Source organism: Mesorhizobium sp. M5C.F.Cr.IN.023.01.1.1 (genome assembly GCF_003997585.1).
Lineage (GTDB): Bacteria > Pseudomonadota > Alphaproteobacteria > Rhizobiales > Rhizobiaceae > Mesorhizobium > Mesorhizobium wenxiniae.
Genome location: NZ_RZSU01000002.1, coordinates 147295 through 171449, shown reverse-complemented (window position 1 = coordinate 171449; position 24155 = coordinate 147295). Strand labels below are relative to the sequence as shown.

Below are 24155 nucleotides of genomic sequence, written 5' to 3'. Positions count from 1 at the left end.
CGCAGAAGACATTTGCTGAGGTTGAGATGACACTCGTCACCTTCATCATTCCCGTGCGCCACCAGGACAATGCGCGCGACTGGAGCAGGCTCAAGGCGAATCTCGCCCAGACGGTTCGCTCGATATCGAGCCAGACCAACGACGACTGGCGGGGCATCATCGTCGCAAACGAGGGCGCCGATCTGCCAAATCTCCCCGAGCGCTTCAGTGTCGAACGCGTGACCTTTCCGCCAAACGATGCGCATGAGCGCGGCGGGGCGAGCAAGGAGGACTTCTACGACGCCTTCCGCGTCGACAAGGGCCGCCGCGTGCTGAAGGGCATGCTGCGGGCACGCGACAGCGGCTTCTTCATGATTGTCGACGACGACGATTTCGTGAGCGCCCGCCTTGTCCAGCACGTGTCGGAGAACCGAAACGCAAACGGATGGACCATCGACCGGGGCTATGTCTGGGACGACGGCGGCAAGCTCCTGCTCGGCTACGACGACTTTAACCATCTTTGCGGGACGTCATTGATAATCCGGTCGGACCTCTATGGTCTGCCCGACCGTTACGGGGACGCCTCTTCCGACTGGATGAAGTCGATGCTTGGCAGTCATATCCGGATTGCAGACATTCTGGCTGAGCGCGGTACGCCTCTGGCGACGCTGCCGTTTCGCGGCGCCGTCTATCGCGTCGCCCATGCCGGCTCGCACAGCAGGACGCCCGGTATCATGGCCAAGTATTTCCTGAACTGGGGCGCGCTCAAACGACCCAGGCGACTGCTTCGCAATGCCTCACGGCTGCGGCTGGTCGGTGAGGCCGCGAAACGCGAGTTCTTCGGCAAAACCGCTGTTCGCCGGGATACATGATCACCCCGGGCAGGCCAACTTGATGGGAGAGGAGAGGAGCTTCTGGTCGGAGTGGCAGGATTTGAACCTGCGACCCCATCGTCCCGAACGATGTGCGCTACCAGGCTGCGCTACACTCCGTGACCAGACCGCCGGGCTTATAGCCGCCGCACTTCGTTCCTGCAAGCGCCAATGGCAGCGCTTCTGCCGCATTTCTTCCGCTTTCGCCTTAACGTCATACAGGTTTCAGTTCCTGCGGGATAAACACTGCTTAAAGGCTCGTGTAATAGGTATCGGCCACCCGCCTTGAAACACCCTGATTCCAGCCGCTTGGAGTTGCTGTCTTGCCCCTGAAGATCGTTAGCGAAGCCCGTCCCAACACCTTCGAGTTTGAAACCTCGGCGCTGATCAAACCGTCCGGCTTTCGTGAGTATGATGCGCGCTGGTGGTTCGGCCACCCGGCCTCGGCGGAGCCGCCGGAGCTCAACCTGATCGGTGTCCAGGCGCTCGGCATGGGGCTCGGCACGCTGATCCGGCGCCTGGGCGCCGGGCCGGATATCGTGACCGGTCATGATTTCCGCTCCTATTCGCTTGCGATCAAGCTGGCGCTGGTTTCCGGACTGATGGCCGCCGGCGCGCGAGTTAAGGATATCGGGCTGGCGCTGTCGCCGATGGCCTATTTCGCCCAGTTCGCGCTCGATACGCCGTCCGTGGCCATGGTCACCGCCTCGCACAACGAAAACGGCTGGAGCGGCGTCAAGATGGGGGCTGCGCGTCCCCTGACCTTCGGACCGGAGGAAATGAGCGCATTGAAGACGATCGTGCTTGCGGGCGACTTCGACCTTGTCGGCGGCGGCTCCTATGACTTCGTTGCGGATTTCCGCAAAACCTATCTGGACGACCTGACCCGGGACAAGCGCATAGCGAGAAAGCTCAAGGTGGTCGCCGCCTGCGGCAACGGTACCGCCGGCGCCTTTGCACCTGAAGCGCTGGAACGGATCGGCTGCGAGGTGATTCCACTCGATGTCGAGCTCGATCATACGTTTCCGAACTATAATCCGAATCCCGAAGACATGAAGATGCTGCACGCCATCCGCGACAAGGTGCTGGAAACGGGAGCCGACGTCGGGCTTGGCTTCGACGGCGATGGCGACCGCTGCGGCGTGGTCGACAATGAAGGCAACGAGATCTTCGCCGACAAGGTCGGCGTCATGCTCGCCCGCGACATCGCGCGACTGCATCCCGGCTCGACCTTCGTCGTTGACGTCAAGTCGACCGGATTGTTCAACACCGACGCCGCCCTGCGTGCCGATGGCGCCGTCACCGACTATTGGAAGACCGGCCACTCCTACATAAAACGGCGCGTGGCCGAGCTCGGCGCCATCGCCGGGTTCGAGAAATCCGGTCATTTCTTCTTCAATCCGCCGATCGGGCGCGGCTATGACGATGGTCTCATCACGGCTATCGCCATCTGCCAGATGCTGGATCGCAGCCCGACCAGCAGTATGGCCGATCTCTATCGCGCCCTGCCGCTGACCTTCGGCACGCCGACCATGTCGCCGCACTGCGCCGACGAGCTGAAATACGGCGTGGTCGAGCGAGTCGTTTCCGACTTTCAGGCAATGAAGCAGGATGGCACTGTCTTCGCCGGCCAGAAGATCGCCGATCTGATCACCGTCAATGGCGTTCGCGTCGTTGCCGAGGACGGCACCTGGGGCCTGGTGCGGGCGTCGTCGAACAAGCCGGAGCTGGTCGTGGTGGTGGAGAGCCCGGTGTCGTCCGAGCGGCGCCGGCAGATGTTCGAAGGCGTCGATGCGGTGCTGCGCCGCAGCCCTGAGGTCGGCGCCTACAACCAGACGTTCTAGGTTCTCCATTTCATCGCGGCGCGAGAAGGCCACGATGGGGAAGCGGACCACGGGTTTCCCGTTGCAGCTGGTCCGCTCCCCCAGGTTTTCATCGGCCGATGATGTCTCCAGGAACTCAGGCAGCGGAATAAGCCCGCTCAAGGGCACGCCAGTCGAACTCCCGCGCCCAGTCGGCAAAACTGTGCCAGCGGACCTCCGGGAAATCTCGGTGTAAAGCCGCGATATTGACGTCATAGCCGACGCGGTCGAACCACTCGAACATCAGCGCCGCATCTTCGCTTTGTTGGCGGGCCACCGCGATTGGAATTGCCTGATAGTTGATCGGGCGGCCGATGGACTGCGAAAGGATCTTGGCCTGCTCTTCGCCGGACAATTCGCTCCCGGCGAAATCGAAGCGCTTGCCGAACACGCGCTCGCGCCGCTCGACCAGGGCGGCAACGAAGGCTCCGATATCGGCAAGTGCGACCAGCTGGAGGACACGTTTGGCAGGCATTGCAAAGGCATGCGTGCCTTGGATGAGCGCGCCGATCGACCACGGCGCGACGATATTCTCCATGAAGGCAACCGGCGCGCTGATCGTGTAGGGGATGCCGAGCCCGGCGACATGTTGCTCGACAAGATATTTGCTCTCGAAATGCGGAATGCCGGTGTTCTTGTCGGCGTCGGCGACGGATGAATAGATCAAATGCCCGACGCCGGCAGCCTTCGCCGCGTCGGCGGCAAGGATCCCCTGGCGGGTTTCCTCTGCTATGCCAGCCTCGTAGCTGTTGCCCATCAGGAACATGGTATCGACGTCTTTTGCTGCCTTCACAACGGAGGCCGTATCGCCAAGATCGCTGGCCACGATCTCGACGCCTGCCGACGCCAATTGCCGCGCAGCATCGCTGTCCGGCCTGCGCGTTAGTGCCTTGACGCGGTGCCCACTCGACAGCAAGGCACGCGCAACTGCGCCGCCTTGCTGGCCTGTGGCGCCGGTCACTAGAACGCTTCGTTTGGTGGTCATGTGTTTGCTCCTTCTTTTTCCGATGGAGCAAAATTAGGGTTTGTCACATTAGTGCATAATTGCCTATAATTGGAAAACTTTATCCCATGGATGGATACAATGCTCGATCTTAATGATATCGTGGTGTTCGCTCGCGTCGTCGAAGCTGGCAGCTTCACCGCTGCTGCGCGGCTGCTTGCCATGCCCAAGACGACGGTCAGTCGACGCGTTGCCGCGCTCGAGCGTGAGGTTGGGGTTCGCCTGCTGCAGCGCACGACGCGCAGCCTCAACGTGACGGATGCCGGGCGTCTATATTACGAGCAGAGCAGTCAGGCCCTGCGGACGATCGAGGAAGCAAATCTGCGCCTCGCGGAAGCGAGGGCGGAGCCATCGGGCACGATTCGCATCTCGGCGCCCGTTGGCTTCGGGGGTCATTTCCTCACAGCTGCTGTGGTCGACTTTCTGGCAATGTATCCGAAGACCAAAGTCGAACTGTGCCTGACCGACGACAAGCTCAACCTGGTCGAGGACGGCATAGACCTCGCCTTCCGCACCGGGGTGCTTCAGGATTCGACGCTGATCGCCCGCAAGCTCGGATCCACGCACAGGTTGCTCTGCGCCAGCCCGGACTATCTCGCAAGGCACGGGGTGCCGGAGCGCCTGACGGATCTCGCGCACCACCAGTGCGTCATCGCAGGCCCTTCGACCTCGGGCACGCATTGGGTGCTGGACGGGCCACACGGTCAGGAAACGGTCACAGTGGCCGGGCGCTTCGCCGCCAATGAAATGCAGGCGGTCGTTGCGGCCACGCTGGCAGGCTTCGGCATCGCCCAATTGCCGCACAGCATCGCCGAGCCCCTCATCAATGGGCAGCGGCTGAGCCGCGTTCTCAGGGACTACACGACGCCGGTCGGCGGGCTGCATGTCCTATATCCGAGCAGCCGGCATCTTTCGCCCCTCGTCAAGGCATTCATCGAGCTTGCATCCGACCGGATTTCCAGTCGGGCAAATACAGCGGCTGACCAGCAGTAGCCGCGAGCCTCAATACGGGCTCGCAACATCGCCGATCTCGACATAGACCGACTTCAGCTGCGAATAGAGCGCCAGCGCCGCCAGCGAATTTTCGCGGCCGATACCGGACTGCTTGAAGCCGCCGAACGGGATTTCGACGGGCGTCAGATTGTAGGCGTTGATCCAGCAGGTGCCGGCCTGCAGCTCGGCGATGACGCGGTGGGCGCGTCGCAAGTCGCGCGTGAACACGCCGGCGGCAAGGCCGAATTCGGTGTCGTTGGCGCGATCGATCACCTCGTCCTCATCGTCGAATTTCAGCACGCTCATCACAGGCCCGAAAATCTCCTCGCGGGCGATGCGCATCGTGTCGGTGACGCCGGTGAAGACCGTCGGCTCGACGAAGAAGCCGCCTTGGAAACCCTGCAGCGAGGGCACATTGCCGCCGCAGGCGAGCACGGCGCCATCCTGCTTGCCGGCTTCGATATAGCCGATGACCTTTTCGTGCTGGGCCTTGGAGACAAGCGGCCCCATCTGCGTCTCCTGGTCGAGCGGATCACCGATACGGATCTTCTTGGTCCGCTCGACTAGCCGTTCGACGAAACGGTCGTGGATACCCTTCTGCACGAAGACCCGCGTGCCGTTGGAGCAGATCTGGCCGGTCGAATAGAAATTGCCGAGCATGGCGCCGCCAATGGCGTTTTCGAGATCGGCGTCGTCGAAGACGATCAGCGGCGACTTGCCGCCGAGCTCCATGGTGGCATGCTTCATCTTCGAGCCGGCGAGCGACAGCACCTTGCGGCCGGTCGGCACCGAGCCCGTCACCGAGACCTTGGCGACGACATCGTGCCCGACGAGGCCGGCGCCGACATCGCCATAGCCTTGCAAGACATTGAACAGCCCGTCGGGCAGCCCAGCTTCGGTATAGATTTCGGCGAGCGCCAGCGCCGACAGCGGCGTGTTCTCCGACGGCTTGAACACCATGGCGTTGCCCATGGCGAGTGCGGGTGCCGATTTCCAGCCGGCGATCTGGATCGGGTAGTTCCAGGCGCCGATACCGACGCAGACGCCGAGGGCCTCGCGCCTTGTATAGGCAAAGGGTCCGCCGAGATCGAAGGACTCGCCATTATAGGCAGCGACCGCGCCGCCGAAATATTCGAGGCAGTCGGCTGCCGATGGCGCATCCGCCACCAGCGTCTCCTGGATTGCCTTACCGGTATCCAGCGTCTCGATGCGCGCCAAGTCGGCGTTGCGCGCGCGCAATATGTCGGCAGCGCGGCGCAGGATGCGCCCGCGCTCGACCGGCTTCAGCCGCGCCCAGGCCGGTTGTGCTGCACGCGCTGCTTCGATCGCGAGTTCCAGCACGTTCGGCGTCGCCGAACGCAGTATCGCGATGGTCTCGCCGGTTGCCGGATAGATCACCGGCAGCGGCGCACCTTGCTCATCCTCGATGTAGCGTCCGTTGACATAGTGCGATGCTTTTGGCTGGGCGCGCATGGGAGCTTCTCCAAATTGTCTTTCGCCGGGGCCGGCGGGCGGACAGTCCGCCGGATCATCGCCTATCTATCCGACACCTGCCAGCGCGGATTGATCCATGGTTCCTGGTTGGACGGCGCCTGCGGCGTGCGGCCAAGAATGTGGTCGGCGGCCTTCTCGCCGGTCATGATTGACGGTGCGTTGAGATTGCCGTTGGTGACGCGCGGGAAGATCGAGGAATCGGCGACCCGCAGCCCCTCGACGCCGATGACACGGCATTCCGGATCGACGACGCTCATCGGATCATCCTTGCGGCCCATCTTGCAGGTGCCGCAAGGGTGATAGGCGCTTTCGGCGTGATCGCGGATGAAGGCGTCGAGATCCTCGTCCGACTGCACGTGCGAGCCCGGCGAGATCTCCTTGCCGCGATAGGGGTCGAATGCCGACTGGCCGAAGATCTCGCGCGTCAGCCGGATGCAGTGGCGGAACTCGGTCCAGTCGTCCGGATGCGACATGTAGTTGAAGCGGATCACCGGCTTCGATCCGGGATCGGGCGAGCGCAACGTCACCGAACCGCGCGACTTCGATCGCATCGGCCCGACATGCGCCTGGAAGCCGTGCGCCTTCGCCGCCGCCCTGCCGTCGTAGCGGACCGCCGCCGGGATGAAATGATACTGGATGTCGGGATAGTCGACACCGGCGCGCGAGCGCACGAAGGCGGCCGCCTCGAAATGGTTGGTTGCGCCGAGACCCGACTTGAAGAACAGCCATTGCGCGCCGATCATTGCCTTGGAGAAGGGGTTCAGCACCGAATTCAGTGTGATCGGCTGCGTCGATTCCTGCTGGATATAGAGCTCCATATGGTCCTGCAGGTTGCGGCCGACTCCGGGCCGGTCGGCGACCACCTGAATGCCGTATTCCCTGAGATGTTCGGCCGGGCCGATGCCGGACAGCATCAGGATCTTGGGCGAATTGATCGAGGAGGCGGCAACGATCACTTCACGTCGCGCCTTGACCACCTGAATCCGTTTGCGGACTTCGATCTCGACTCCGGTGGCGCGTTGATTCTCGATGATCACCCGCCGGGCGAAACCCTTGACCAGGCTGACGTTTTTCCGCCTGAGCGCCGGCCTGAGATAGGCGCTCGCCGCCGACCAGCGGCGGCCGCCGCGAATGGTCTGTTCCATCGGGCCAAAGCCTTCCTGCTTCGCGCCGTTGTAGTCGTCGGTCAGCTCGAAGCCGGCCTGACGGCCTGCCTCGACGAAGGCGCCGTAGAGTGGGTTGGTCCTTGAGCCGCGCTGCACGGTCAGCGGGCCGTCGTGGCCGCGCCAGCCATTCTCGCCGCCGTTGCTGTCCTCCATGCGCTTGAAGTAGGGGAGCACGTCGGCAAACCTCCAGCCAGTTGCGCCCTGTTCGGCCCAATGGTCGAAATCGCGGGCGTGGCCGCGTACGTAGACCATGCCGTTGATCGAGGACGAGCCGCCGATGACCTTGCCGCGCGGCGTCGCCAGCACGCGGCCGCCGAGATGCGGCTCCGGCTCGCTGGCAAAGCCCCAGTCGTAGAGGCTCATGTTGAGCGGGATCGACAGCGCCGACGGCATCTGGATCAGCGGCCCGATATCGCTGCCGCCAAATTCGATGACGATCACCGAATATTTGCCGTCTTCCGACAGCCGGTAGGCCATGGTCGAGCCGGCCGAACCGGCGCCGATGATGACGAAATCCGCCTCAAGCATGGTTCATATGCGCCATGAAATCGGTGAGCGAGACATTACCGCCGGTTGCCACCACGAGCACCGTCTTGCCGCTCACATCCACCTTGCCGCCGAGCAGCGCCGCCAGCGATGCAGCGCCCGAAGGTTCCAGCACCAGCTTCATCCGCTCGAAGGCGATCCGCATCGCACAGCGCACCGATTGATCGTCGACGGTGATGCCGCGAACGCCCGCGGTCCTGACCGCTGCGAACGGCGCGTCGCCGGGCTTTCGCGCCATCAGCCCGTCGCAGATCGATTTCGGCCCGATCGGCATGGTCTCGATGGCGCCATGCGCCAGCGACGCGCCCATGCCGTTGAAACCTTCCGGCTCAACGCCGATGATCTCGGTCGCCGGCGACAGATAGTGGAAAGCCAGCGAAACGCCGCCGATCAGCCCGCCGCCGCCGACCGCGCAGAACAGCAGATCGGCGCTGCCATTCCTGGCATCGAGTTGCTCGAGTGCCTCCAGCCCCGCACCAGCCTGGCCGGCGACGATCTCGGGGTCGTCGAACGGATGCAGCAGCGCCAGCCCCTCGGTCTCGGCGATCTCGCGCGCCCTGGCGGCGGCAACCTCCTCACGCGCGCGTTCGCCATGGTCGGTCAGCACCACGCGCGCGCCATAGCCGGCCGTTGCGTCGCGCTTGGCGGCCGGCGCGTCGATCGGCATGACGATGGTGACCGGAATGCCCAGCGCTTGGCCGGCGGCGGCCAGTCCCTGCGCGAAATTGCCGGAGGAATAGGCGACGACGCCTTTCCTGGCTTCATCGGGCGACAGCCGCTTCAGCCGCCAATAGGCGCCGCGCACCTTGAACGATCCCGCCCATTGGAGCGATTCCGGCTTGACGAAGACACGGGCAGCTCCGGTCTCCTTGGCGAGCGCCGCCGATTCCAGCAATGGCGTGACCTGCGTCGCCTTGGCGGTGACGGCATAGGCCTGCCTGAGATGATCGAGGGAGGGCACAAGGGGTGTCATCATTCGCCTCGCGGATACCTTTTGCTCTCTTCAAGATTGTCGAGGTTCATGTGATTGCGCATGTAGCGCTCAGATGCCTTCTGCAGCGGCTGGAAATCCCACGGGTAATAGGCGCCGTTGCGCAGCGCCGGGTAGACGATCCAGCGGCGCGCCTGGCTTTCGCGCACCGCGGCGTCGAAGCCGGCCATGTCCCAGCGCGCCCGCACCTTGTCCATGAACGTCGCCACCAATGCAGCATGGGCCTGATCGGCGGCGAGGTTATCCCGCTCGAGCGGGTCAGATTCGAGGTCGAACAGTTGCGGCGGGTCAAGCTCGCAATGGACGAACTTGTATCTGCCGTCGCGGATCGCCACCAAGGGCGCACAGGAGCCTTCCGCTGCATACTCGATCAACACAGGCGCGGTGCTCTGCCTGCCTACGGTGAGCGGCAGCAACGACTGGCCGTCGGTCCACGGCGCGATCGCCCCGATGTCGATGCCAGCGAGGTCGCAAAGCGTCGGTGCCACATCGAGATTGGAAACCGGGGCCTTGATCAGTCCTGCTGGTACGCCATTGCCGGCGATCATCAGTGGCACCCGCACCGAGCCTTCGAAGAAGCTCATCTTGAACCACAGGCCGCGTTCGCCGAGCATGTCGCCGTGGTCCGAGCAGAACAGGATGACGGTATCGTCGAGCATGCGTGTTCGCTTGAGAACGTCCAGAAGCTCGCCGAGCTTGTCGTCGACATAGGAGATGTTGGCGAAATAGCCGCGCCGCGAACGACGCACCTGCTCAGGGGTGATCTCGAACGAGGGGTAGTCGCTGGCGCGGTACAGACGTTGTGAATGCGTGTCCTGCTCGTCATGTGCGATGAACCCCGTTTCCGGATCCAGCGCCTGGCAATGTTCGTAGAGATCCCAATACTGCTTGCGCGCGACATAGGGATCGTGCGGGTGCGAGAGCGAAACGGTAAGGCACCAGGGCCGATGGTTCGCATCGTCCTGTTCGCGCGAAAGCTGATAGACTTTCTGCGTGGCCAGGAACACCACCTCGTCGTCATACTCCATCTGGTTGGTGGTCTCGGCGACGCCGGCGCCTGTCACCGAACCGAGATTATGATACCACCAGTCGATACGCTCGCCGGGCTTGCGATAGTCCGGTGTCCAGCCGAAATCGGCAGGATAGATGTCGGTGGTCAGCCGCTCCTCGAAACCGTGCAACTGGTCCGGCCCAACGAAATGCATCTTGCCCGACAGGCAGGTGTAGTAACCGGCTGCCCGCAGGTGATGGGCGAAGGTCGGGATCGACGAGACGAATTCGGCAGCATTGTCGTAGACTCCGGTGCGCGATGGTAACTGTCCGCTCATGAACGAGGCGCGGCCCGGCGCGCAGAGCGGCGAGGCGGTGTAGTTGTTGGCAAAGCGTGCCGAGCGGGCGGCCAATGCCTTCAAATGCGGCACGTGCAGGAAGTCCGCCGGCCCATCCGGGAACAATGTGCCGTTGAGCTGATCGACCATGACGATCAGGAAATTGGGTCGCTTGGACGTCACTGTGCGCTCCGCCGGCTGAGTTTCGTTTCGAGATAGTCCTCGATCAGTGCGATCGCGGTCGCGGCATTGGGCACGCCGTCCTTCAGCGCGCGCCTGATATAGAGCCCGTCGATCAGCGCCGCTGTCGCCTCGGCGACCCGGTCGGCTTCGCTTCTCGGCAGGATGCCGGTCAGCCCGCTCAACAGATTGGAATGCAGGCGCCGCGCATAGACCTTGAGCAGCCGGCGCAGCGCTGACGATTTCTGCGCCTCGACATAGAAGGCGAGCCAGGCGGCGATCGTTTCCGGGCGGAACTGGACGTCAGAGAAATTGACGGCGACCACCGCCGAAACGCGCTCGCGCGCCGTGCTGGCCGATCGAAGCGCGCGCCGCATATCGGCGGTCAGCTCGGCCAGGATGTGCCGCATCGTCGCCAGCAAAAGTTCGTCCTTGGCGCCGAAATAGTGATGGGCAAGCGCAGAGGAGACGCCGGCGCGCCCGGCGATTTCCGACATCGTGACATCAAGCGAGCCGCGCTCGCCGATCGCCGAGATCGTCGCGTCGATGAGCGCCTTGCGGCGCAACGGCTCCATTCCAATTTTCGGCATCTTCGCTCCGGCCTGTTGCAACAAGGTTATTTTTTATTGACGGATCAATCAACAAAAATCCGGGCTGAATTGGTGGCAAAAGTCAGGTGCCGTGACCAGATATCAAGATCAAGCAATTGTGTGGTTCTGGCCCCTTCACGAAGTCGCAGGAACGGTTCATGCTTGAACAATGCTTTGGCGCGCCGCGACGTCGCGTAGCCCGGCCCGCAGGATGGAGATAGCTATGACAGCATGCATCGTCGGCTGGGCGCATTCGCGCTTCGGCAAGCTCGAAGGCGAGACGCTGGAGGGCCTGATCGCCAAGGTGGCTAGCGAGGCGCTCGATCATGCCGGGATAGGCCCGGATGAGGTCGACGAGATCGTTCTCGGCCACTTCAATGCCGGCTTTTCCGCGCAGGATTTCACCGCAAGCCTGGTGCTGCAGGCCGACGACCGGCTGCGTTTCAAGCCGGCGACGCGTGTCGAGAACGCCTGCGCCACCGGCTCGGCGGCGGTCAGGCAAGGCATCCGCGCGATCGACGCCAATGCGGCCCGTATCGTGCTGGTGGTCGGCGCCGAGCAGATGACGACGACATCAGGCGCAGAAATCGGCAAGAACCTTCTCAAGGCTTCGTATCTGCCCGAGGAGGGCGACACGCCGGCAGGCTTCGCCGGCGTTTTCGGCAAGATCGCCCAAGCCTATTTCCAGCGTTATGGCGACCAGTCGGACGCGCTGGCGATGATCGCCGCCAAGAACCACAAGAACGGCGTCGACAATCCCTATGCACAGATGCGCAAGGATTTCGGCTATGAGTTCTGCCGGCACGAGAGTGAGAAGAACCCCTTCGTCGCTGGCCCTCTGAAACGCACCGACTGCTCGCTGGTTTCGGACGGCGCCGCGGCTCTGGTCCTAGCCGACACGGCGACGGCGTTGAAGATGCGCCGCGCCGTTGCCTTCCGCGCCAACGAGCATGTGCAGGATTTCCTGCCGATGTCGAAGCGCGATATCCTCGCCTTCGAAGGCTGCGAGCATGCGTGGAACCAGGCGCTGAAGAAGGCCGGCGTGACGCTCGATGATCTGTCCTTCGTCGAGACGCATGACTGCTTCACCATAGCCGAGCTGATCGAATATGAGGCGATGGGCCTGGCGAAACCGGGCGAGGGCGCGAAACTGGCGCTGGGTGGGGAGACGGCGAAGGACGGCCGGCTGCCGGTCAATCCATCCGGCGGGCTGAAGGCCAAGGGCCATCCGATCGGCGCCACCGGCGTCTCGATGCACGTGCTGAGCGCCATGCAGCTCGTCGGCGAGGCGGGCGGCATCCAGGTGCCGGGGGCCAAGCTCGGCGGCATCTTCAATATGGGAGGTGCCGCGGTCGCCAACTACGTTTCCATTCTCGATCGGATCAGATAAAAGCGGCCCGCACTACAGCGCCGCGCGCCCTTCCGGGCGCGAAAAGGACGCTGTAACACTTTGATTTTACGCATCCTTTTCGAAAATCGATTCCGATTTTCGAGGTCATGCGTTAGCGGGGAATTCATGACAAATCCGGTTGTGGTCGAAGTTTTGCGCGGCGCCGTGGTCGAGAGCGCGCATCGTGGCGCTATTGCGGTCTTCGATGCCGACGGAAAGCCGGTCTGGGAAATCGGCGATACGGCTCGCCCGGTGTTTCCGCGCTCGGCGGTCAAGGCGATCCAGGCGCTGCCGCTGGTCGAAAGCGGCGCGGCCGATGCGTACGGTTTCGGCAACCGCGAATTGGCGCTTGCCTGCGCTTCGCATTCCGGCGAGCTGGCGCATGTCGAACTTGCGTGGGCGATGCTGGCGAAGGCCGGGCTGGACGAGACCGCGCTGGAATGCGGCGCCCATTGGCCGTCCAGCCATGCGGCGACAGTTGCGCTCGCCCGTGCCGGCAAGGCGCCAAACGCACTGCACAACAATTGTTCTGGCAAGCATGCGGGCTTTCTCTGCACCTGCGTCCACGCCGGCATCGCCCATCGCGGCTATGTCAAATCAGGCCACGCCTCGCAGGAGATGGTGCGCGACGCAATGCAAGCGGTGACGGGTGCTGCCCATGATTTCGATCATTGCGGCACTGACGGCTGCTCGATCCCGACCTATGCCGTGCCGCTACGCAGCTTCGCGCTCGGCTTTGCCCGCATGGCGACCGGTGTCGGCTTTGAACCCGTGCGCGCCAAGGCCGCAAAGCGGCTGCTTTCCGCCTGCATGGCCGAGCCCTTTCTGGTCGCCGGCACAGGCAGGGCTGATGTTGCGCTGATGGAGGCCGCACCCGGCCGGATTTTTGTGAAGGGAGGGGCTGAAGGCGTCTATTGCGCTGCACTTCCAGAGCTTGGCCTTGGCGTTGCGCTCAAATGCGATGATGGCGCTGGCCGCGCCGCTGAAGTCATGGTCGCGGCATGCATTGCCAGGTTTTTGCTCGCCGACAAGGCGCTGGCGGCGAAACTGAAAGAACAGGCACTTCCGCCCATCGAAAGCCGGATCGGCGCCAAAGTCGGCGCACTCCGCCCCACCGCCGCATTGAGCTGAGAACGGCTTTAGCTCACATGATTGCGCTCGATGGTCAGATGCGCATAGCCGGCATCGCCTGATGAGGCTAGATCGCCCGTCACCGGCTCGGCCCAGCGGTGGCCGACGATCGCGCCGTTTTGGGCGCCGTCGATGACATTATCGGAGACGACCGCCGTCCCGGCGCCCTCGACCACGGTGACGGCGATGCCGGTTCCGGCTTTGCGGATGATGTTTGCGGTAGCGACCACATTGCGCATGAACGGCCCCCAGCCGATGTGCATGCCGTAGAGCGGCGCATTCTCGACGACGTTGCCGGAGACCGTGGTATCCGCCTCGACGCTGATGCCGACGCCGAAACCGGGCGCATCTGCAGGGTAGGGGCCGCTGGTCGAGAGGTTGCGGACGATGTTTCCTGAACACACGCCCATGCGGCCGCCTTCGTTGAAATTGACGATAGAGATGCCGTTGGCGGCGCCATCGACAATGTTGTTGCTGACGATCGCTCCCTCGAAGGAGAATTCGGAATAGAGTGCCGTTTCGCCGGACCGCGAACAGGTGTTGCCGGTGATGTGCAGATTGCTGGCGCTGTTGGCGCGGATCGCCGAAAACGCGCAGTCCGAGACGATATTGCCCGAGATGACGACGTTGCCGGCGCGGAACGCATTGATGCCGTTGCCGTTCTGGCCGGTTCCCCCGCTACGCGCCTGAATGCATTCTACGCGGTTGCCGCTGACGATGGTGCCATCCTCGGCCGCTTGCCAGCGGTGCACCAGGATACCGCCATTGGCGCAGTCAAAAACGGTGTTGCCTGATATCTCCAGGCCGGCGGCTTCGACCGAATAGATTCCCGCGTCGGCCGCGCCCGATATTTCCGAGCGCTCGATGCGGCCCGAAGCGTGCTCGAGCGCCAGGCCGCTCTTGCCGCTGCCTGATATCTGGCAATTGTCGATGACGAGGTGAGCGACGCGGCGGAGGTCGAGCAGGCCTTGCGCGTAATCGCCCATCCAGCGGTTGGTGCCTTCGAACACCAGCCCGGTGAATTCGATGTGCCCGGCCTGTTCGGCCATGAGCAGATGGCCGTTGCCGCCATATACGATCCGCGATGCGCCCGGCACGCCGGAAAGCCTGATCCGGCTGGGCAGCGACAGGTTGGATACGACATAAGTTCCCGGCGGCAGGAACACCGGCATGTCGCGGTCGTTTGCGTCGAGCAGCAGCCTGGCGAAGGCCTTGCTCTGGTCGTCAAGCGCGCCGGGTCGCACGCCGAGGTCGGCAGCGTTGATCGAGCCGCGGATCGAGGCATTGTCGATTCCGGGCAGGCTGCCCGCCGCTGCCTTGCCGAGCGAGAGGCCCAGGACGGCAAAGCCGGCGGTTTGTGCGAGAAATTTTCGTCTGTTCAACATCGGCACAGATTCCCAGCGTTCGGCCGTCGCGCCGCAGGAATCGTGCCAGACTGGATCGGCCAATCCGGTTTGCCGGCAATAGCTTGTGAAGTCGCCGCGCGAGGCATAAGCTCGACTGATGAGCAGAGCCTTCACGCGCGAAGAGGACAGCGAAAACGCCATCGCCGGCATCGGCGAGCGGCCGATCAGTCAGCACCGCAATCTGGTGACGCAACGCGGCCTGGCGCTGATCGACGCCGAACTGGCGGCCCTGCGTGATGATCTGGCCAGAGCGGAAAAGAGGGCCGACCGCGAGCGTATCGCGCTCATTTCGCGCGACCTGCGCTACTGGACCGCGCGGCGTGAAAGCGCCGAGCTGTCCGTGCCGGAATCGGGCAGCAATCTGGTTCGCTTTGGCATGGGCGTCACGCTGGAAGGCGATGACGGCAGGAAGGTACACTGGAAGATTGTCGGCGAGGATGAGGCCGATCCGGGCAAGGGCACAATTTCCCATGTTTCACCGATGGCCCTGGCCTTGTTCGGCAAGAAGGTCGGCGAAATTGCTGTGGTGAACGGCAAGGAATGGGAGATTGTGAAGCTGACTGCCAGTTAGGCCTCGACCTTGACGACATGGTCGCGGAAGAATGCCGCCGCGCCAGCCTCGTCGATCTCGCCGGCCGCGACCATCATGACCAGTTGAATGATGTCCGCCTGCTCGGCTTCGATGCTTAGCCCATTGAAATAAACAAAAAGATCGGCTGCGGCAAAAGTCGACGAATGGATGGTTCTTGGCGATATCGAAAAGACAAGCGGATGCCAGCCCGCAGAGAACGGGTTCGCCATAGATCTCCCTCGGTCGATAAAGCGCCGACTTCAGCAACATACATTATAACCGGTGTCAGCCGACCTGCAGCAGCCGGTCCATCAGCCGATCCGCCGCTTCCGGAATGACCGTGCCAGGCGGGTAGATTTCGGTGGCACCTGCCTGACGTACCGCATCGTAATCCTGCGGCGGGATGACGCCGCCGGCGACGATCAGCATATCGTCGCAGCCGAGCTTCTTTAGCGCGTCCTTGAGTTCGGGAATGAGCGTCAAATGTCCTGCCGCTAGCGACGAGGCGCCGATGATATGCACGTCGTGCTCGACCGCGAGCCTGGCGATCTCCTCCGGCGTCTGGAACATCGGCCCAACGGTGACGTCGAAGCCGAGATCGGCAAAGGCCGTGGCGATGACCTTCTGGCCGCGATCGTGGCCGTCCTGTCCCATCTTGGCGACGAGAATGCGCGGCTTGCCGCCGGACTTCTCCTCGAATGCCACGATCTTGTCCTGCAGGCGGTCGACCACGGGATTGTCGCCGAGCGCCTTGCGATAGACGCCGGAGATCGTCTGGACCGAGGCGACGTGACGGCCGAAAACCTTTTCCAGAGCCAGCGAAATCTCGCCGACCGTGGCGTTGGCGCGCGCGGCGCGAATGGCGAACTCCAGCAGATTTTCGCCGCTCTCCGCAGCCCGGCTCAGCGCACTCAGTGCGCTCTCGACGGCGCCGACATCGCGCGTGCCTTTCAGCCGTTGCAGTTTCGACAATTGCCGGGCTCTGACTTCGGCATTGTCGATCTTCAGCACGTCGACTTTTATATCCGTCTCGGGACGATGGGCGTTGACGCCGACCAGTATCTGCTCGCCGGAATCGATCCGCGCCTGCGTGCGCGCGGCGGCCTCTTCGATGCGCAGCTTCGGTATGTTTTTTTCGGTTGCGGCGGCCATGCCGCCCAGGCTCTCGACCTCTTCGATATGGGCAAGCGCGCGCGCCGCCAGATCATGCGTCAGCCGTTCGAGATAGGCAGAGCCTCCCCACGGGTCGATGATGCGGGTGGTGCCGGATTCCTTTTGCAGGATGAGCTGTGTGTTGCGGGCGATGCGGGCCGAATGGTCGGTCGGCAGTGCCATCGCCTCGTCGAAGGAGTTGGTGTGCAGCGATTGCGTATGACCCTGCGTCGCCGCCATCGCCTCGATCATGGTGCGGATGATGTTGTTGTAAGGATCCTGCGCCGTCAGCGACCAGCCCGAAGTCTGGCAATGGGTTCGCAGCGACAGCGAGCGCTCGTCCTTCGGCAAGAAGTTCTTCAGCATCAGGGTCGACCACAAAAGGCGGGCTGCCCTCAGCTTGGCGACCTCCATGAAGAAGTTCATGCCAATCGCCCAGAAGAAGGAAAGGCGCGGCGCGAAACGGTCGATATCGAGACCCGCCGCGACACCGGCGCGGACATATTCGATGCCGTCGGCGATCGTGTAGGCGAGCTCGAGGTCGGCGGTCGCCCCTGCTTCCTGCATGTGATAGCCGGAGATCGAAATCGAATTGAACTTCGGCATGTGCTGCGACGTGTAGGAGAAGATGTCGGACACGATCCGCATCGAAGGCTTTGGCGGATAGATGTAGGTGTTGCGCACCATGAACTCTTTCAGAATGTCGTTCTGAATGGTTCCGGCGAGGTCCTTCTGCGCAACGCCCTGTTCTTCCGCCGCCACGATGTAGAGCGCCATGATCGGCAGCACCGCGCCGTTCATGGTCATCGACACCGTCATCTCGTCAAGCGGGATGCCGTCGAAGAGCTGGCGCATGTCGAGGATGGAATCGATGGCGACGCCCGCCATGCCGACATCACCGGCAACACGCGGATGATCGCTGTCGTAGCCGCGATGGGTGGCGAGGTCGAAAGCGACCGACAGTCCCTTCTGGCCGGCTGCAAGGTTGCGCCGGTAAAAGGCGTTCGACTCTTCCGCCGTCGAGAAGCCGGCATATTGCCTGATCGTCCAGGGCTGCTGGACATACATGGTCGGGTAGGGGCCGCGCACGAATGGCGGCAGGCCCGGATAAGTGTCGAGATGCGGCAAGCCCTTGAGGTCGCCCTGGTTGTACAGATGCTTGATGGCCAGTCCTTCCGGGGTCATCCGCTGGCCCTTGACCTCGATCGGCGCCCGGCGCGGCGCCGACCAGCCGATTTGGCTAAAGTCCGGGATCATGGCGCTGCTCCGATCGATTGATCAAGGCGGATCGGAAACAGCGGCTCGCACACCGCCACGCCCTCAGTGACGGCAGGACGCCGCTCCGCCGCCAGCGTTTCGACCGGACGTTCGGTCTTCGACGGGTGAAGCGTCGTGCCGATGATGGCCCGCTCGCCCGCTTGATAGGCAGCATTGCGGCGGGCGGAGGCCGCCTGAACTCGTTTCTGGATGTGTCCTTGCTGCAGGCTGGACAGCACGCCGCCTTCCGCCTCGATCCGCTGGAATTCTTCCCACGCCGCTTCGCCGAGTTCGGCGGTCAGCGCTTCAACGGCGCCCGAACCGCAAGCAGGGTCGGCGACATGATCGATATGGCTTTCGTTGGCCATGATCAGTTGCGTATTGCGGGCGACACGGCGGGCAAAGCCCGTCGGCAGGCCATGCGCGATCGTATGCGGCAGGATGGAGATCGAATCCGCCCCGCCGGCTGCCGCGGCAAAAGCGGCGATCGTGGTGCGCAGGATGTTTGTCTCCGGGTCCGCCGAAGTCATCATGCGGAATGAGGTCTCGGCATGGATGTTGGCGGTGGACGCGGCGATCGAACATGCCTCCTGGACCCGCGCCCATAGCCTGCGCAGGGCCCTGACCTTGGCCATCGACACGAACTGGTCCTGGTCGACGCTCAGCGCGAAGCCGATATGGGGCGCCGCATAGACAAGCGGCTGGCGCGCCTCCTCGAACATCCTGAGATAGGAGACCGCCGAAGCTATCATGGTGCCCAGCTCCTGCGCTTCGGTGGCGCCTGCATTGTGGAAGACGCGTCCGTCTGCCTCCAGCAGGACCCCGGGCACGTCCATCGAGAAAAAATGCGCCAGGGACTGCGGCATCGACGCCTGCAGGGCCTCGATCGACATGCGCAACCGGCCGGTTCCGGCAAAGATCGCCGCCGGATCGATACCGAAGGACAGGTTGAGCTTTGCCGGGTCTGACCGGCGCTTGCTCAAGAACGCAACCAGCCAGTCGGCCACGGCGCGGCTCCAGGGATGCGCGTCGATGCGAACCTGGATGCGATTGAGCGGCACGCCGTCGAGCACGGTCTCCAGCGCCTCGGCAGTCCTCGGCAGGCCATAGCCGAACGCATTCGGCGCGCCTTCGAAAACAAGCGACAATCCGGTGGCGCCCTGTGCGACGTCTTCCAGGGCCTGGGCTTTGGCGCGGCCGATATCCGGATCATCGATACGCTGGCTGACGATCCACGGCGATCTGGGATTTGCCCGCGCCAGAGGCTCTGCGGTGACCGAACGCTCGTAGAGCGGTTCGATGCGGATGCCATCGTCCGTATGGGATACGAGCTTTTCCTCGAAGGATCCGCCGGCCAAGGCTTTTTCCGCAAGGCCCAGCCACCGCTGCCGGTCAGGGTTTGGAAGTTCGGCATCGTGGTTCAAGGCACCGGCGCCCATCCGCTCTCCTCGTCTTCTCGGCCGATAGGCCTGGAACGTCAGTCTACGGTTCCCCGTCCCATATCACAATGCAACACGCGTCCTGCGACGATGAACCGTCAACCGATTGCCAAACATGCGCAAAATCCGCAAGCTCCAAAAACTCAATTCGACCATGGCCATTGTCGCTGCGCAATGGCGTCATTATACCTGCGGCGAGCCCTGCTACTTTCAATAGACCAGGGCTTCAACACTTCAGGTTTGCGGAGACCGGACACATGGCTGACGACACCAGTATTTTCATAGGAGCCAGCCGAAAGCCCGACGACAGCTACCAGCGCGCCGAAAATCTGCTGCTTCAGTATGGCAACCGTCACGGCCTGGTCACCGGTGCGACCGGTACTGGCAAGACCGTGAGCTTGCAGATTTTGGCGGAAGGTTTCTCCAATGCCGGCGTGCCGGTCTTCTGCGCCGACATCAAAGGCGACCTGTCCGGTATCGCCATGATGGGCACGCCACAGGATTTTCTGGTCAAGCGTGCCGAGCAGGTCAAGCTCGATCCCTATGATTTCCAGGAATTTCCGGTCATCTTCTGGGACTTGTTCGGCGAGCAGGGCCATCCGATCCGCGCCACCGTCTCGGAAATGGGCCCTCTGCTTCTGTCGCGCCTGATGAACCTCTCCGAGGCGCAGGAAGGCATCATGAACATCGCCTTCCGCATCGCCGACGAGGAAGGCCTGTTGCTCCTTGACCTGAAGGACCTGCAAGCGCTTCTTGCCAACATCGCCGATCGCGCCGAAGAAATCGGCGCTCGCTACGGCAATGTGACCAAGCCCTCGGTCGGTGCGATCCAGCGCACGCTGCTGGTTCTGGAGCAGCAGGGAGCGACGAATTTCTTCGGCGAGCCGGCACTACGGATCGCCGACATCATGCGCACCACCCGCGACGGCCGCGGCGCCATCAGCGTGCTGGCTGCCGACAAGCTGATGATGAATCCCCGGCTCTATGCGACATTCCTTTTGTGGCTGATGTCGGAACTGTTCGAGGAGCTGCCCGAAGTCGGCGATCCCGATAAGCCGAAGCTGGTCTTCTTCTTCGACGAGGCGCACCTTCTGTTCGATGATGCGCCGAAGGTGCTGATCGACCGCGTCGAACAGGTGGTCCGCCTGATCCGTTCGAAGGGCGTCGGCGTTTACTTCGTCACCCAGAATCCGCTGGATATCCCCGAGACGGTTCTGGCCCAGCTCGGCAACCGGGTGCAGCACGCCTTGCGCGCCTACACGCCGCGGGAGCAGAAGGCCGTGAGGACCGCCGCCGAGACCTTCAGGCCGAATCCCGACTTCGACTGTGCAACCGTGATCACGCAACTCGGCACCGGAGAGGCGCTGGTCTCGACGCTGGAAGCCAAAGGTGTTCCGTCCATGGTCCAGCGTACGCTGGTTCGCCCGCCGTCTTCACGCCTTGGCCCGATCACGCCTGACGAGCGCCGCAAGTTGATCACTGAGAGCCCGGTTAGCGGGCAATACGACCAAACCATCGATCGTGAATCGGCTTTCGAGATGCTGCAGAAAAAAGCCAAGGACGCTCTCGACGCAGAGGCGCAGCAGCAGGAGAGCGGCCGCTCACGCTGGACCATCCCAGGCTTCGGCAATGACGATTCCGCCCCCCAGCCCACCGGCGGCAGGCGGGCACCGGCGCCGCGATCGTCCAATCGCCAGACGGTGGCGGAGGCGGCGATCAAGGCGGTGGTTCGCTCGGTCGGCTCGTCCGTCGGACGGGCGATCGTGCGCGGCATCCTCGGCAGTCTGGCAAGAGGGCGCTGAAAGCATCGGACCCAAAGTGGGAACCGGTTTTTGGGAAAATCCGATGCTCAAACAAAAAAGCATCGGACCCAAAAGTGGGCACCGGCTTTAGACGATGCTCAGGCAAGGAGCATCGGATTCAAAGGTACGCCGGCCGCTCCAGCCCTTTCGACCAGCTCAGAAGATCGAATCCGAGATCGACCTTGCAGGGCCGAGCAGGATGGATCCATCCGGGACGCCCGCATCGATTGGGATGGCTTTGCGGTCTGCCGTGGCAACCAGCTCCTGACCGACACCGGCGGTAACGATCACCGGCGTCTTGTTGGGCACACGGTCATAAAGGTCGATAATGTCCTGATTTATCAAGCGAACGCAGCCAGATGACACCGATTTGCCAATCGAGTACCACTCCGGCGAGCCGTGCAGGCGGTAAAGCGTGTCCTCGTTGCCCTCGAAGAGATACAGCGCCCGCGCGCCGAGCGGATTCGTCAGCCCGCCGGGCATGCCGCCATTCTCGGCGCTGTATTTTGCGAGCTCGGGCTGGCGGGCGATCATTTCGGCCGGCGGGGTCCATTTCGGCCATTTCTGCTTCCACTGGACGACGGCATCGCCAGACCATTCGAAACCGGCGCGACCCAGTCCGACACCATAACGGATAGCTTGTCCGCCCGGACGCACGAGATAGAGGTGATGGCCGGCCGTATCGACGACGATGGTGCCGGGCCGTTGGCCGGTCGGATCGGGAACGATCTGACGCAGAAATTGCTCGTCGATTTTCTCGTACGGTATGCCCGGGAGCTCGAACCCACCGTCGCTGACCGGAGCGTACATTGTTGCATAGTCCAGGAGCGGCGGCTCGACATTGGCTAGCGGCGGCGGCTCGACCGGCTGCCCTCCCACCGTGGTGCAGGCGGAAACCGCAATCGAGGCGGCACCGAGCGCAGCGGCGTTGAGAAAGCCGCGACGGCTCAGGCGATAGGATTCGATTTCGGTTGTGAACATGATTGCCTTTTTTAGGTCTCAAATCGAAACAAACATGAATATGCCGATCAGTACGGCGCCAGCCCTACCAATGCCCGGCGCGATAGGCGGTTCCGATTCTGGCCTGACGGAGGACAAACAAAGGCAAAGCTGTGACGGGTCCGCCCCTGTTGCGCCGAGGCAACAGGCCTACAGCGCCGTGCGCCCATTTGGACGCGTAAAGGACGCTGTAGCACTTTTACTTTGGGCATGATCCTTTGCAATCGAACCCGATTTTTGGGGTCATGCGCCAGCCCGCAATTCTCACATCGAGTGTGAGAATTGCGGGCTAGCCTCCGGTCAGCAGGCCTTCGAGCGAGGGCAGGATCAGGGCCGGCGGAAAGTCCCGGTATTCCTCGGGCTGGTTGGAACGGTTGATCCAGACTGTCCGGAAGCCGAACTTGGTGGCGCCGGCAACATCCCAGCGGTTGGATGACTGAAACGACACCGCACCCGGATAGAGGCGCCAGCCTGTCGTGACCATGTCGTAGACCGACGGATCGGCCTTGAACCGCTTGACGGCATCGACGGAATAGATGTCGTCCAGAACCTGGTCGAGCGCGGCCGATTTGACCGCCGCCTCCAGCATTTCAGGCGAGCCGTTGGAAAGAATCGCCAGCTTTGCGCCCGACGCCTTGAGCGCCTTGAGCACGGCCGGCACCTCCGGATAGCAGTCCAGCCGCCAATAGGCGTCGAGCAACTTGGCCCTGAGCCCCTTGTCCGCGGAGGGAACCTTGCGCAGGGCGAAATCGAGCGCCTGCTCGGTGAGTTGCCAGAAATCGGTGTAGGCGCCCATCAGCGTCCTGACCCAGGAATATTCAAGCTGCTTGGCGCGCCAGATCTCCGACAGGAGCTGGCCGTCCGGCCCGATCTGGTCGGCATGACGGCGCACGGCGGCATGGACATCGAACAGCGTGCCGTAGGCGTCGAAAACGTAAGCCGCATGGTGCATGGTGACAGTTTTGCGGCGACGCAAGGCGAGGCGCAAGCACAGATTGCAATTCACATACCGCTGGCCTCAACAAATCTCAGCAAACCCCGTTGACGGCAGACGCCAAAGCATCTTCCAATGGCGAGACAGGACAAGTCTGTAACGGAAAAAAGCCATGACACTGGCAACTGCGGCGCAATCCGCGACATGGACCTTCGTGGACGGCGACTGGTATGAAGGCAACGTCGCCATCCTGGGGCCGCGCAGCCATGCCATGTGGCTCGGCACCAGCGTGTTCGACGGCGCCCGCTGGTTCGAGGGCGTCGCCCCAGATCTCGACCGCCACGTCGCGAGGGTGAACGCATCGGCGATCGCGCTTGGTCTCAAACCATCCATGAGCGCCGAAAAGATGGTCGGGCTGACCTGGGACGGGCTGAAGAAATTCGACGGCAAGACGGCGGTGTATATAAGGCCGATGTACTGGGCCGAGCATGGCGGCTATATGGGCGTGCCGGCAGATCCGGCCTCGACCCGTTTCTGCCTTTGCCTCTACGAATCGCCAATGATCTCGCCGGCGGGCTTTTCGGTCACCGTCTCGCCGTTCCGGCGCCCGACCATCGAAACCATGCCGACCAACGCCAAGGCCGGCTGCCTCTATCCCAACAATGGTCGTGCCATCCTCGAAGCCAAGATGCGCGGCTTCGACAATGCCCTGGTGCTCGACATGCTGGGCAATGTCGCCGAGACCGGAACCTCGAACATTTTCCTGGTCAAGGACGGCCATGTCCTGACGCCGGCGCCGAACGGCACGTTCTTGTCCGGCATCACCCGCTCGCGGACAATGACGCTGCTTGGCGAGTATGGGTTCAAGACCACCGAGAAGACGCTGTCGGTGCGCGACTTCCTCGAAGCAGACGAGATATTCTCGACGGGAAACCATTCAAAAGTCGTGCCGGTCACCCGCATCGAGGATCGCAATCTCCAGCCCGGGCCTGTAGCCAAGAAGGCGCGCGAACTCTACTGGGATTGGGCGCATTCGACTTCGACCGGCTGACTGGCGAAAAAGCGAACCG

General features: G+C 62.9%; 19 protein-coding genes, 1 tRNA gene and 1 pseudogene. 8 read left to right on the top strand and 13 right to left on the bottom strand.

Going from position 1 to position 24155, the window contains the following annotated elements; translation table 11 throughout:
* The first annotated feature begins 26 nt into the window (after window positions 1–26).
* A complete protein-coding gene (locus EOA78_RS01900; RefSeq protein WP_127313619.1) occupies window positions 27–851 on the top strand; it encodes a galactosyl transferase in 825 nt (274 codons plus the stop codon).
* A gap of 43 nt (window positions 852–894) precedes the next feature.
* Here EOA78_RS01900 and EOA78_RS01895 read toward each other — a convergent pair.
* Window positions 895–971 (bottom strand) — tRNA-Pro (locus tag EOA78_RS01895).
* A 203-nt stretch (window positions 972–1174) separates the two neighbouring features.
* On the opposite strand from EOA78_RS01895, the gene EOA78_RS01890 reads away from it, so the two are divergent.
* Window positions 1175–2695: a phosphomannomutase/phosphoglucomutase gene (locus EOA78_RS01890; protein ID WP_127313618.1), complete on the top strand. Its 1521-nt coding sequence runs from the start codon at window positions 1175–1177 to the stop codon at window positions 2693–2695.
* Window positions 2696–2810: 115 nt separating this feature from the next.
* On the opposite strand, the gene EOA78_RS01885 is transcribed toward EOA78_RS01890, so the two are convergent.
* Window positions 2811–3698, bottom strand: a complete 888-nt coding sequence (locus EOA78_RS01885; protein WP_127313617.1) for an NmrA/HSCARG family protein — start codon at window positions 3696–3698, stop codon at window positions 2811–2813.
* Between the two features lie 99 nt (window positions 3699–3797).
* Between EOA78_RS01885 and EOA78_RS01880 the strand changes: the two genes are divergently transcribed.
* Window positions 3798–4709 carry a LysR family transcriptional regulator gene (locus EOA78_RS01880; protein ID WP_127313616.1) on the top strand — a complete coding sequence of 304 codons (912 nt, stop codon included), beginning with the start codon at window positions 3798–3800 and terminating at the stop codon, window positions 4707–4709.
* 9 nt (window positions 4710–4718) lie between these two features.
* Here EOA78_RS01880 and betB read toward each other — a convergent pair whose 3' ends face one another.
* The 5 genes from betB to betI form a co-directional block, all read right to left on the bottom strand.
* A complete protein-coding gene (gene betB / locus EOA78_RS01875; protein WP_127313615.1) occupies window positions 4719–6182 on the bottom strand; it encodes a betaine-aldehyde dehydrogenase in 1464 nt (487 codons plus the stop codon).
* Window positions 6183–6244: 62 nt separating this feature from the next.
* Window positions 6245–7897 carry a choline dehydrogenase gene (gene betA / locus EOA78_RS01870; protein WP_127313614.1) on the bottom strand — a complete coding sequence of 551 codons (1653 nt, stop codon included), beginning with the start codon at window positions 7895–7897 and terminating at the stop codon, window positions 6245–6247.
* On the bottom strand, window positions 7890–8891 hold the full coding sequence (locus EOA78_RS01865) for a threonine/serine dehydratase (RefSeq protein WP_127313613.1): 1002 nt from the start codon (window positions 8889–8891) through the stop codon (window positions 7890–7892). Before EOA78_RS01865 ends, betA begins: the two co-directional genes overlap by 8 nt.
* Entirely contained in the window at window positions 8888–10417 is a 1530-nt protein-coding gene (betC, locus tag EOA78_RS01860; protein ID WP_127313612.1) for a choline-sulfatase, read from the bottom strand. Before betC ends, EOA78_RS01865 begins: the two co-directional genes overlap by 4 nt.
* The gene (betI, locus tag EOA78_RS01855; protein WP_127313611.1) at window positions 10414–11004 is read right to left on the bottom strand and encodes a transcriptional regulator BetI; all 591 of its coding nucleotides are present in this window, start codon (window positions 11002–11004) and stop codon (window positions 10414–10416) included. The genes betC and betI overlap by 4 nt, the downstream gene beginning before the upstream one ends.
* Window positions 11005–11227: 223 nt before the next feature.
* Between betI and EOA78_RS01850 the strand changes: the two genes are divergently transcribed.
* Both EOA78_RS01850 and EOA78_RS01845 read left to right on the top strand, forming a co-directional pair.
* Window positions 11228–12394, top strand: a complete 1167-nt coding sequence (locus EOA78_RS01850; RefSeq protein ID WP_127313610.1) for an acetyl-CoA acetyltransferase — start codon at window positions 11228–11230, stop codon at window positions 12392–12394.
* A gap of 126 nt (window positions 12395–12520) precedes the next feature.
* Window positions 12521–13525 (top strand): asparaginase, encoded by a 1005-nt coding sequence (locus tag EOA78_RS01845; RefSeq protein ID WP_127313609.1) that lies wholly within the window; start codon window positions 12521–12523, stop codon window positions 13523–13525.
* Between the two features lie 8 nt (window positions 13526–13533).
* Here EOA78_RS01845 and EOA78_RS01840 read toward each other — a convergent pair whose 3' ends face one another.
* On the bottom strand, window positions 13534–14910 hold the full coding sequence (locus EOA78_RS01840) for a TIGR03808 family TAT-translocated repetitive protein (RefSeq protein ID WP_127313608.1): 1377 nt from the start codon (window positions 14908–14910) through the stop codon (window positions 13534–13536).
* 118 nt (window positions 14911–15028) lie between these two features.
* Here EOA78_RS01840 and EOA78_RS01835 point away from each other — a divergent pair, with 118 nt between their 5' ends.
* Entirely contained in the window at window positions 15029–15502 is a 474-nt protein-coding gene (locus tag EOA78_RS01835) for a GreA/GreB family elongation factor (protein ID WP_029354644.1), read from the top strand.
* On the opposite strand, the pseudogene EOA78_RS01830 reads toward EOA78_RS01835, so the two are convergent.
* From EOA78_RS01830 to EOA78_RS01820, 3 genes and pseudogenes are all read right to left on the bottom strand, one after another.
* A pseudogene (locus EOA78_RS01830) lies at window positions 15499–15769 on the bottom strand (type II toxin-antitoxin system death-on-curing family toxin); the annotation flags it as partial. The gene EOA78_RS01835 and the pseudogene EOA78_RS01830 sit on opposite strands and share 4 nt — an antisense overlap.
* An 18-nt stretch (window positions 15770–15787) precedes the next feature.
* Entirely contained in the window at window positions 15788–17911 is a 2124-nt protein-coding gene (scpA, locus tag EOA78_RS01825; RefSeq protein WP_127313607.1) for a methylmalonyl-CoA mutase, read from the bottom strand.
* Entirely contained in the window at window positions 17908–19350 is a 1443-nt protein-coding gene (locus tag EOA78_RS01820; protein ID WP_127313606.1) for a methylmalonyl-CoA mutase subunit beta, read from the bottom strand. Before EOA78_RS01820 ends, scpA begins: the two co-directional genes overlap by 4 nt.
* A 257-nt stretch (window positions 19351–19607) precedes the next feature.
* Here EOA78_RS01820 and EOA78_RS01815 point away from each other — a divergent pair, with 257 nt between their 5' ends.
* Window positions 19608–21152 carry a helicase HerA-like C-terminal domain-containing protein gene (locus tag EOA78_RS01815; RefSeq protein WP_127313605.1) on the top strand — a complete coding sequence of 515 codons (1545 nt, stop codon included), beginning with the start codon at window positions 19608–19610 and terminating at the stop codon, window positions 21150–21152.
* Window positions 21153–21308: 156 nt separating this feature from the next.
* Here the strand turns inward: EOA78_RS01815 and EOA78_RS01810 are convergent, their stop codons facing one another.
* Entirely contained in the window at window positions 21309–22133 is an 825-nt protein-coding gene (locus tag EOA78_RS01810; RefSeq protein WP_127313604.1) for a L,D-transpeptidase, read from the bottom strand.
* Between the two features lie 307 nt (window positions 22134–22440).
* A complete protein-coding gene (locus tag EOA78_RS01805) occupies window positions 22441–23103 on the bottom strand; it encodes a haloacid dehalogenase type II (protein WP_127313638.1) in 663 nt (220 codons plus the stop codon).
* 154 nt (window positions 23104–23257) lie between these two features.
* On the opposite strand from EOA78_RS01805, the gene EOA78_RS01800 reads away from it, so the two are divergent.
* Entirely contained in the window at window positions 23258–24136 is an 879-nt protein-coding gene (locus EOA78_RS01800) for a branched-chain amino acid aminotransferase (protein WP_127313603.1), read from the top strand.
* Window positions 24137–24155: the final 19 nt, after the last annotated feature.

Coding starts and splice junctions, on each gene's coding strand:
- EOA78_RS01900 (WP_127313619.1), top strand. CDS start 27: ATGACACTCGTCACCTTCATCATTCCCGTGCGCCACCAGGACAATGCG.
- EOA78_RS01885 (WP_127313617.1), bottom strand. CDS start 3,698: ATGACCACCAAACGAAGCGTTCTAGTGACCGGCGCCACAGGCCAGCAA.
- EOA78_RS01880 (WP_127313616.1), top strand. CDS start 3,798: ATGCTCGATCTTAATGATATCGTGGTGTTCGCTCGCGTCGTCGAAGCT.
- betB (WP_127313615.1), bottom strand. CDS start 6,182: ATGCGCGCCCAGCCAAAAGCATCGCACTATGTCAACGGACGCTACATC.
- betA (WP_127313614.1), bottom strand. CDS start 7,897: ATGCTTGAGGCGGATTTCGTCATCATCGGCGCCGGTTCGGCCGGCTCG.
- EOA78_RS01865 (WP_127313613.1), bottom strand. CDS start 8,891: ATGATGACACCCCTTGTGCCCTCCCTCGATCATCTCAGGCAGGCCTAT.
- betI (WP_127313611.1), bottom strand. CDS start 11,004: ATGCCGAAAATTGGAATGGAGCCGTTGCGCCGCAAGGCGCTCATCGAC.
- EOA78_RS01850 (WP_127313610.1), top strand. CDS start 11,228: ATGACAGCATGCATCGTCGGCTGGGCGCATTCGCGCTTCGGCAAGCTC.
- EOA78_RS01845 (WP_127313609.1), top strand. CDS start 12,521: ATGACAAATCCGGTTGTGGTCGAAGTTTTGCGCGGCGCCGTGGTCGAG.
- EOA78_RS01840 (WP_127313608.1), bottom strand. CDS start 14,910: ATGTTGAACAGACGAAAATTTCTCGCACAAACCGCCGGCTTTGCCGTC.
- EOA78_RS01835 (WP_029354644.1), top strand. CDS start 15,029: ATGAGCAGAGCCTTCACGCGCGAAGAGGACAGCGAAAACGCCATCGCC.
- scpA (WP_127313607.1), bottom strand. CDS start 17,911: ATGATCCCGGACTTTAGCCAAATCGGCTGGTCGGCGCCGCGCCGGGCG.
- EOA78_RS01820 (WP_127313606.1), bottom strand. CDS start 19,350: ATGGGCGCCGGTGCCTTGAACCACGATGCCGAACTTCCAAACCCTGAC.
- EOA78_RS01815 (WP_127313605.1), top strand. CDS start 19,608: ATGGCTGACGACACCAGTATTTTCATAGGAGCCAGCCGAAAGCCCGAC.
- EOA78_RS01810 (WP_127313604.1), bottom strand. CDS start 22,133: ATGTTCACAACCGAAATCGAATCCTATCGCCTGAGCCGTCGCGGCTTT.
- EOA78_RS01805 (WP_127313638.1), bottom strand. CDS start 23,103: ATGCACCATGCGGCTTACGTTTTCGACGCCTACGGCACGCTGTTCGAT.
- EOA78_RS01800 (WP_127313603.1), top strand. CDS start 23,258: ATGACACTGGCAACTGCGGCGCAATCCGCGACATGGACCTTCGTGGAC.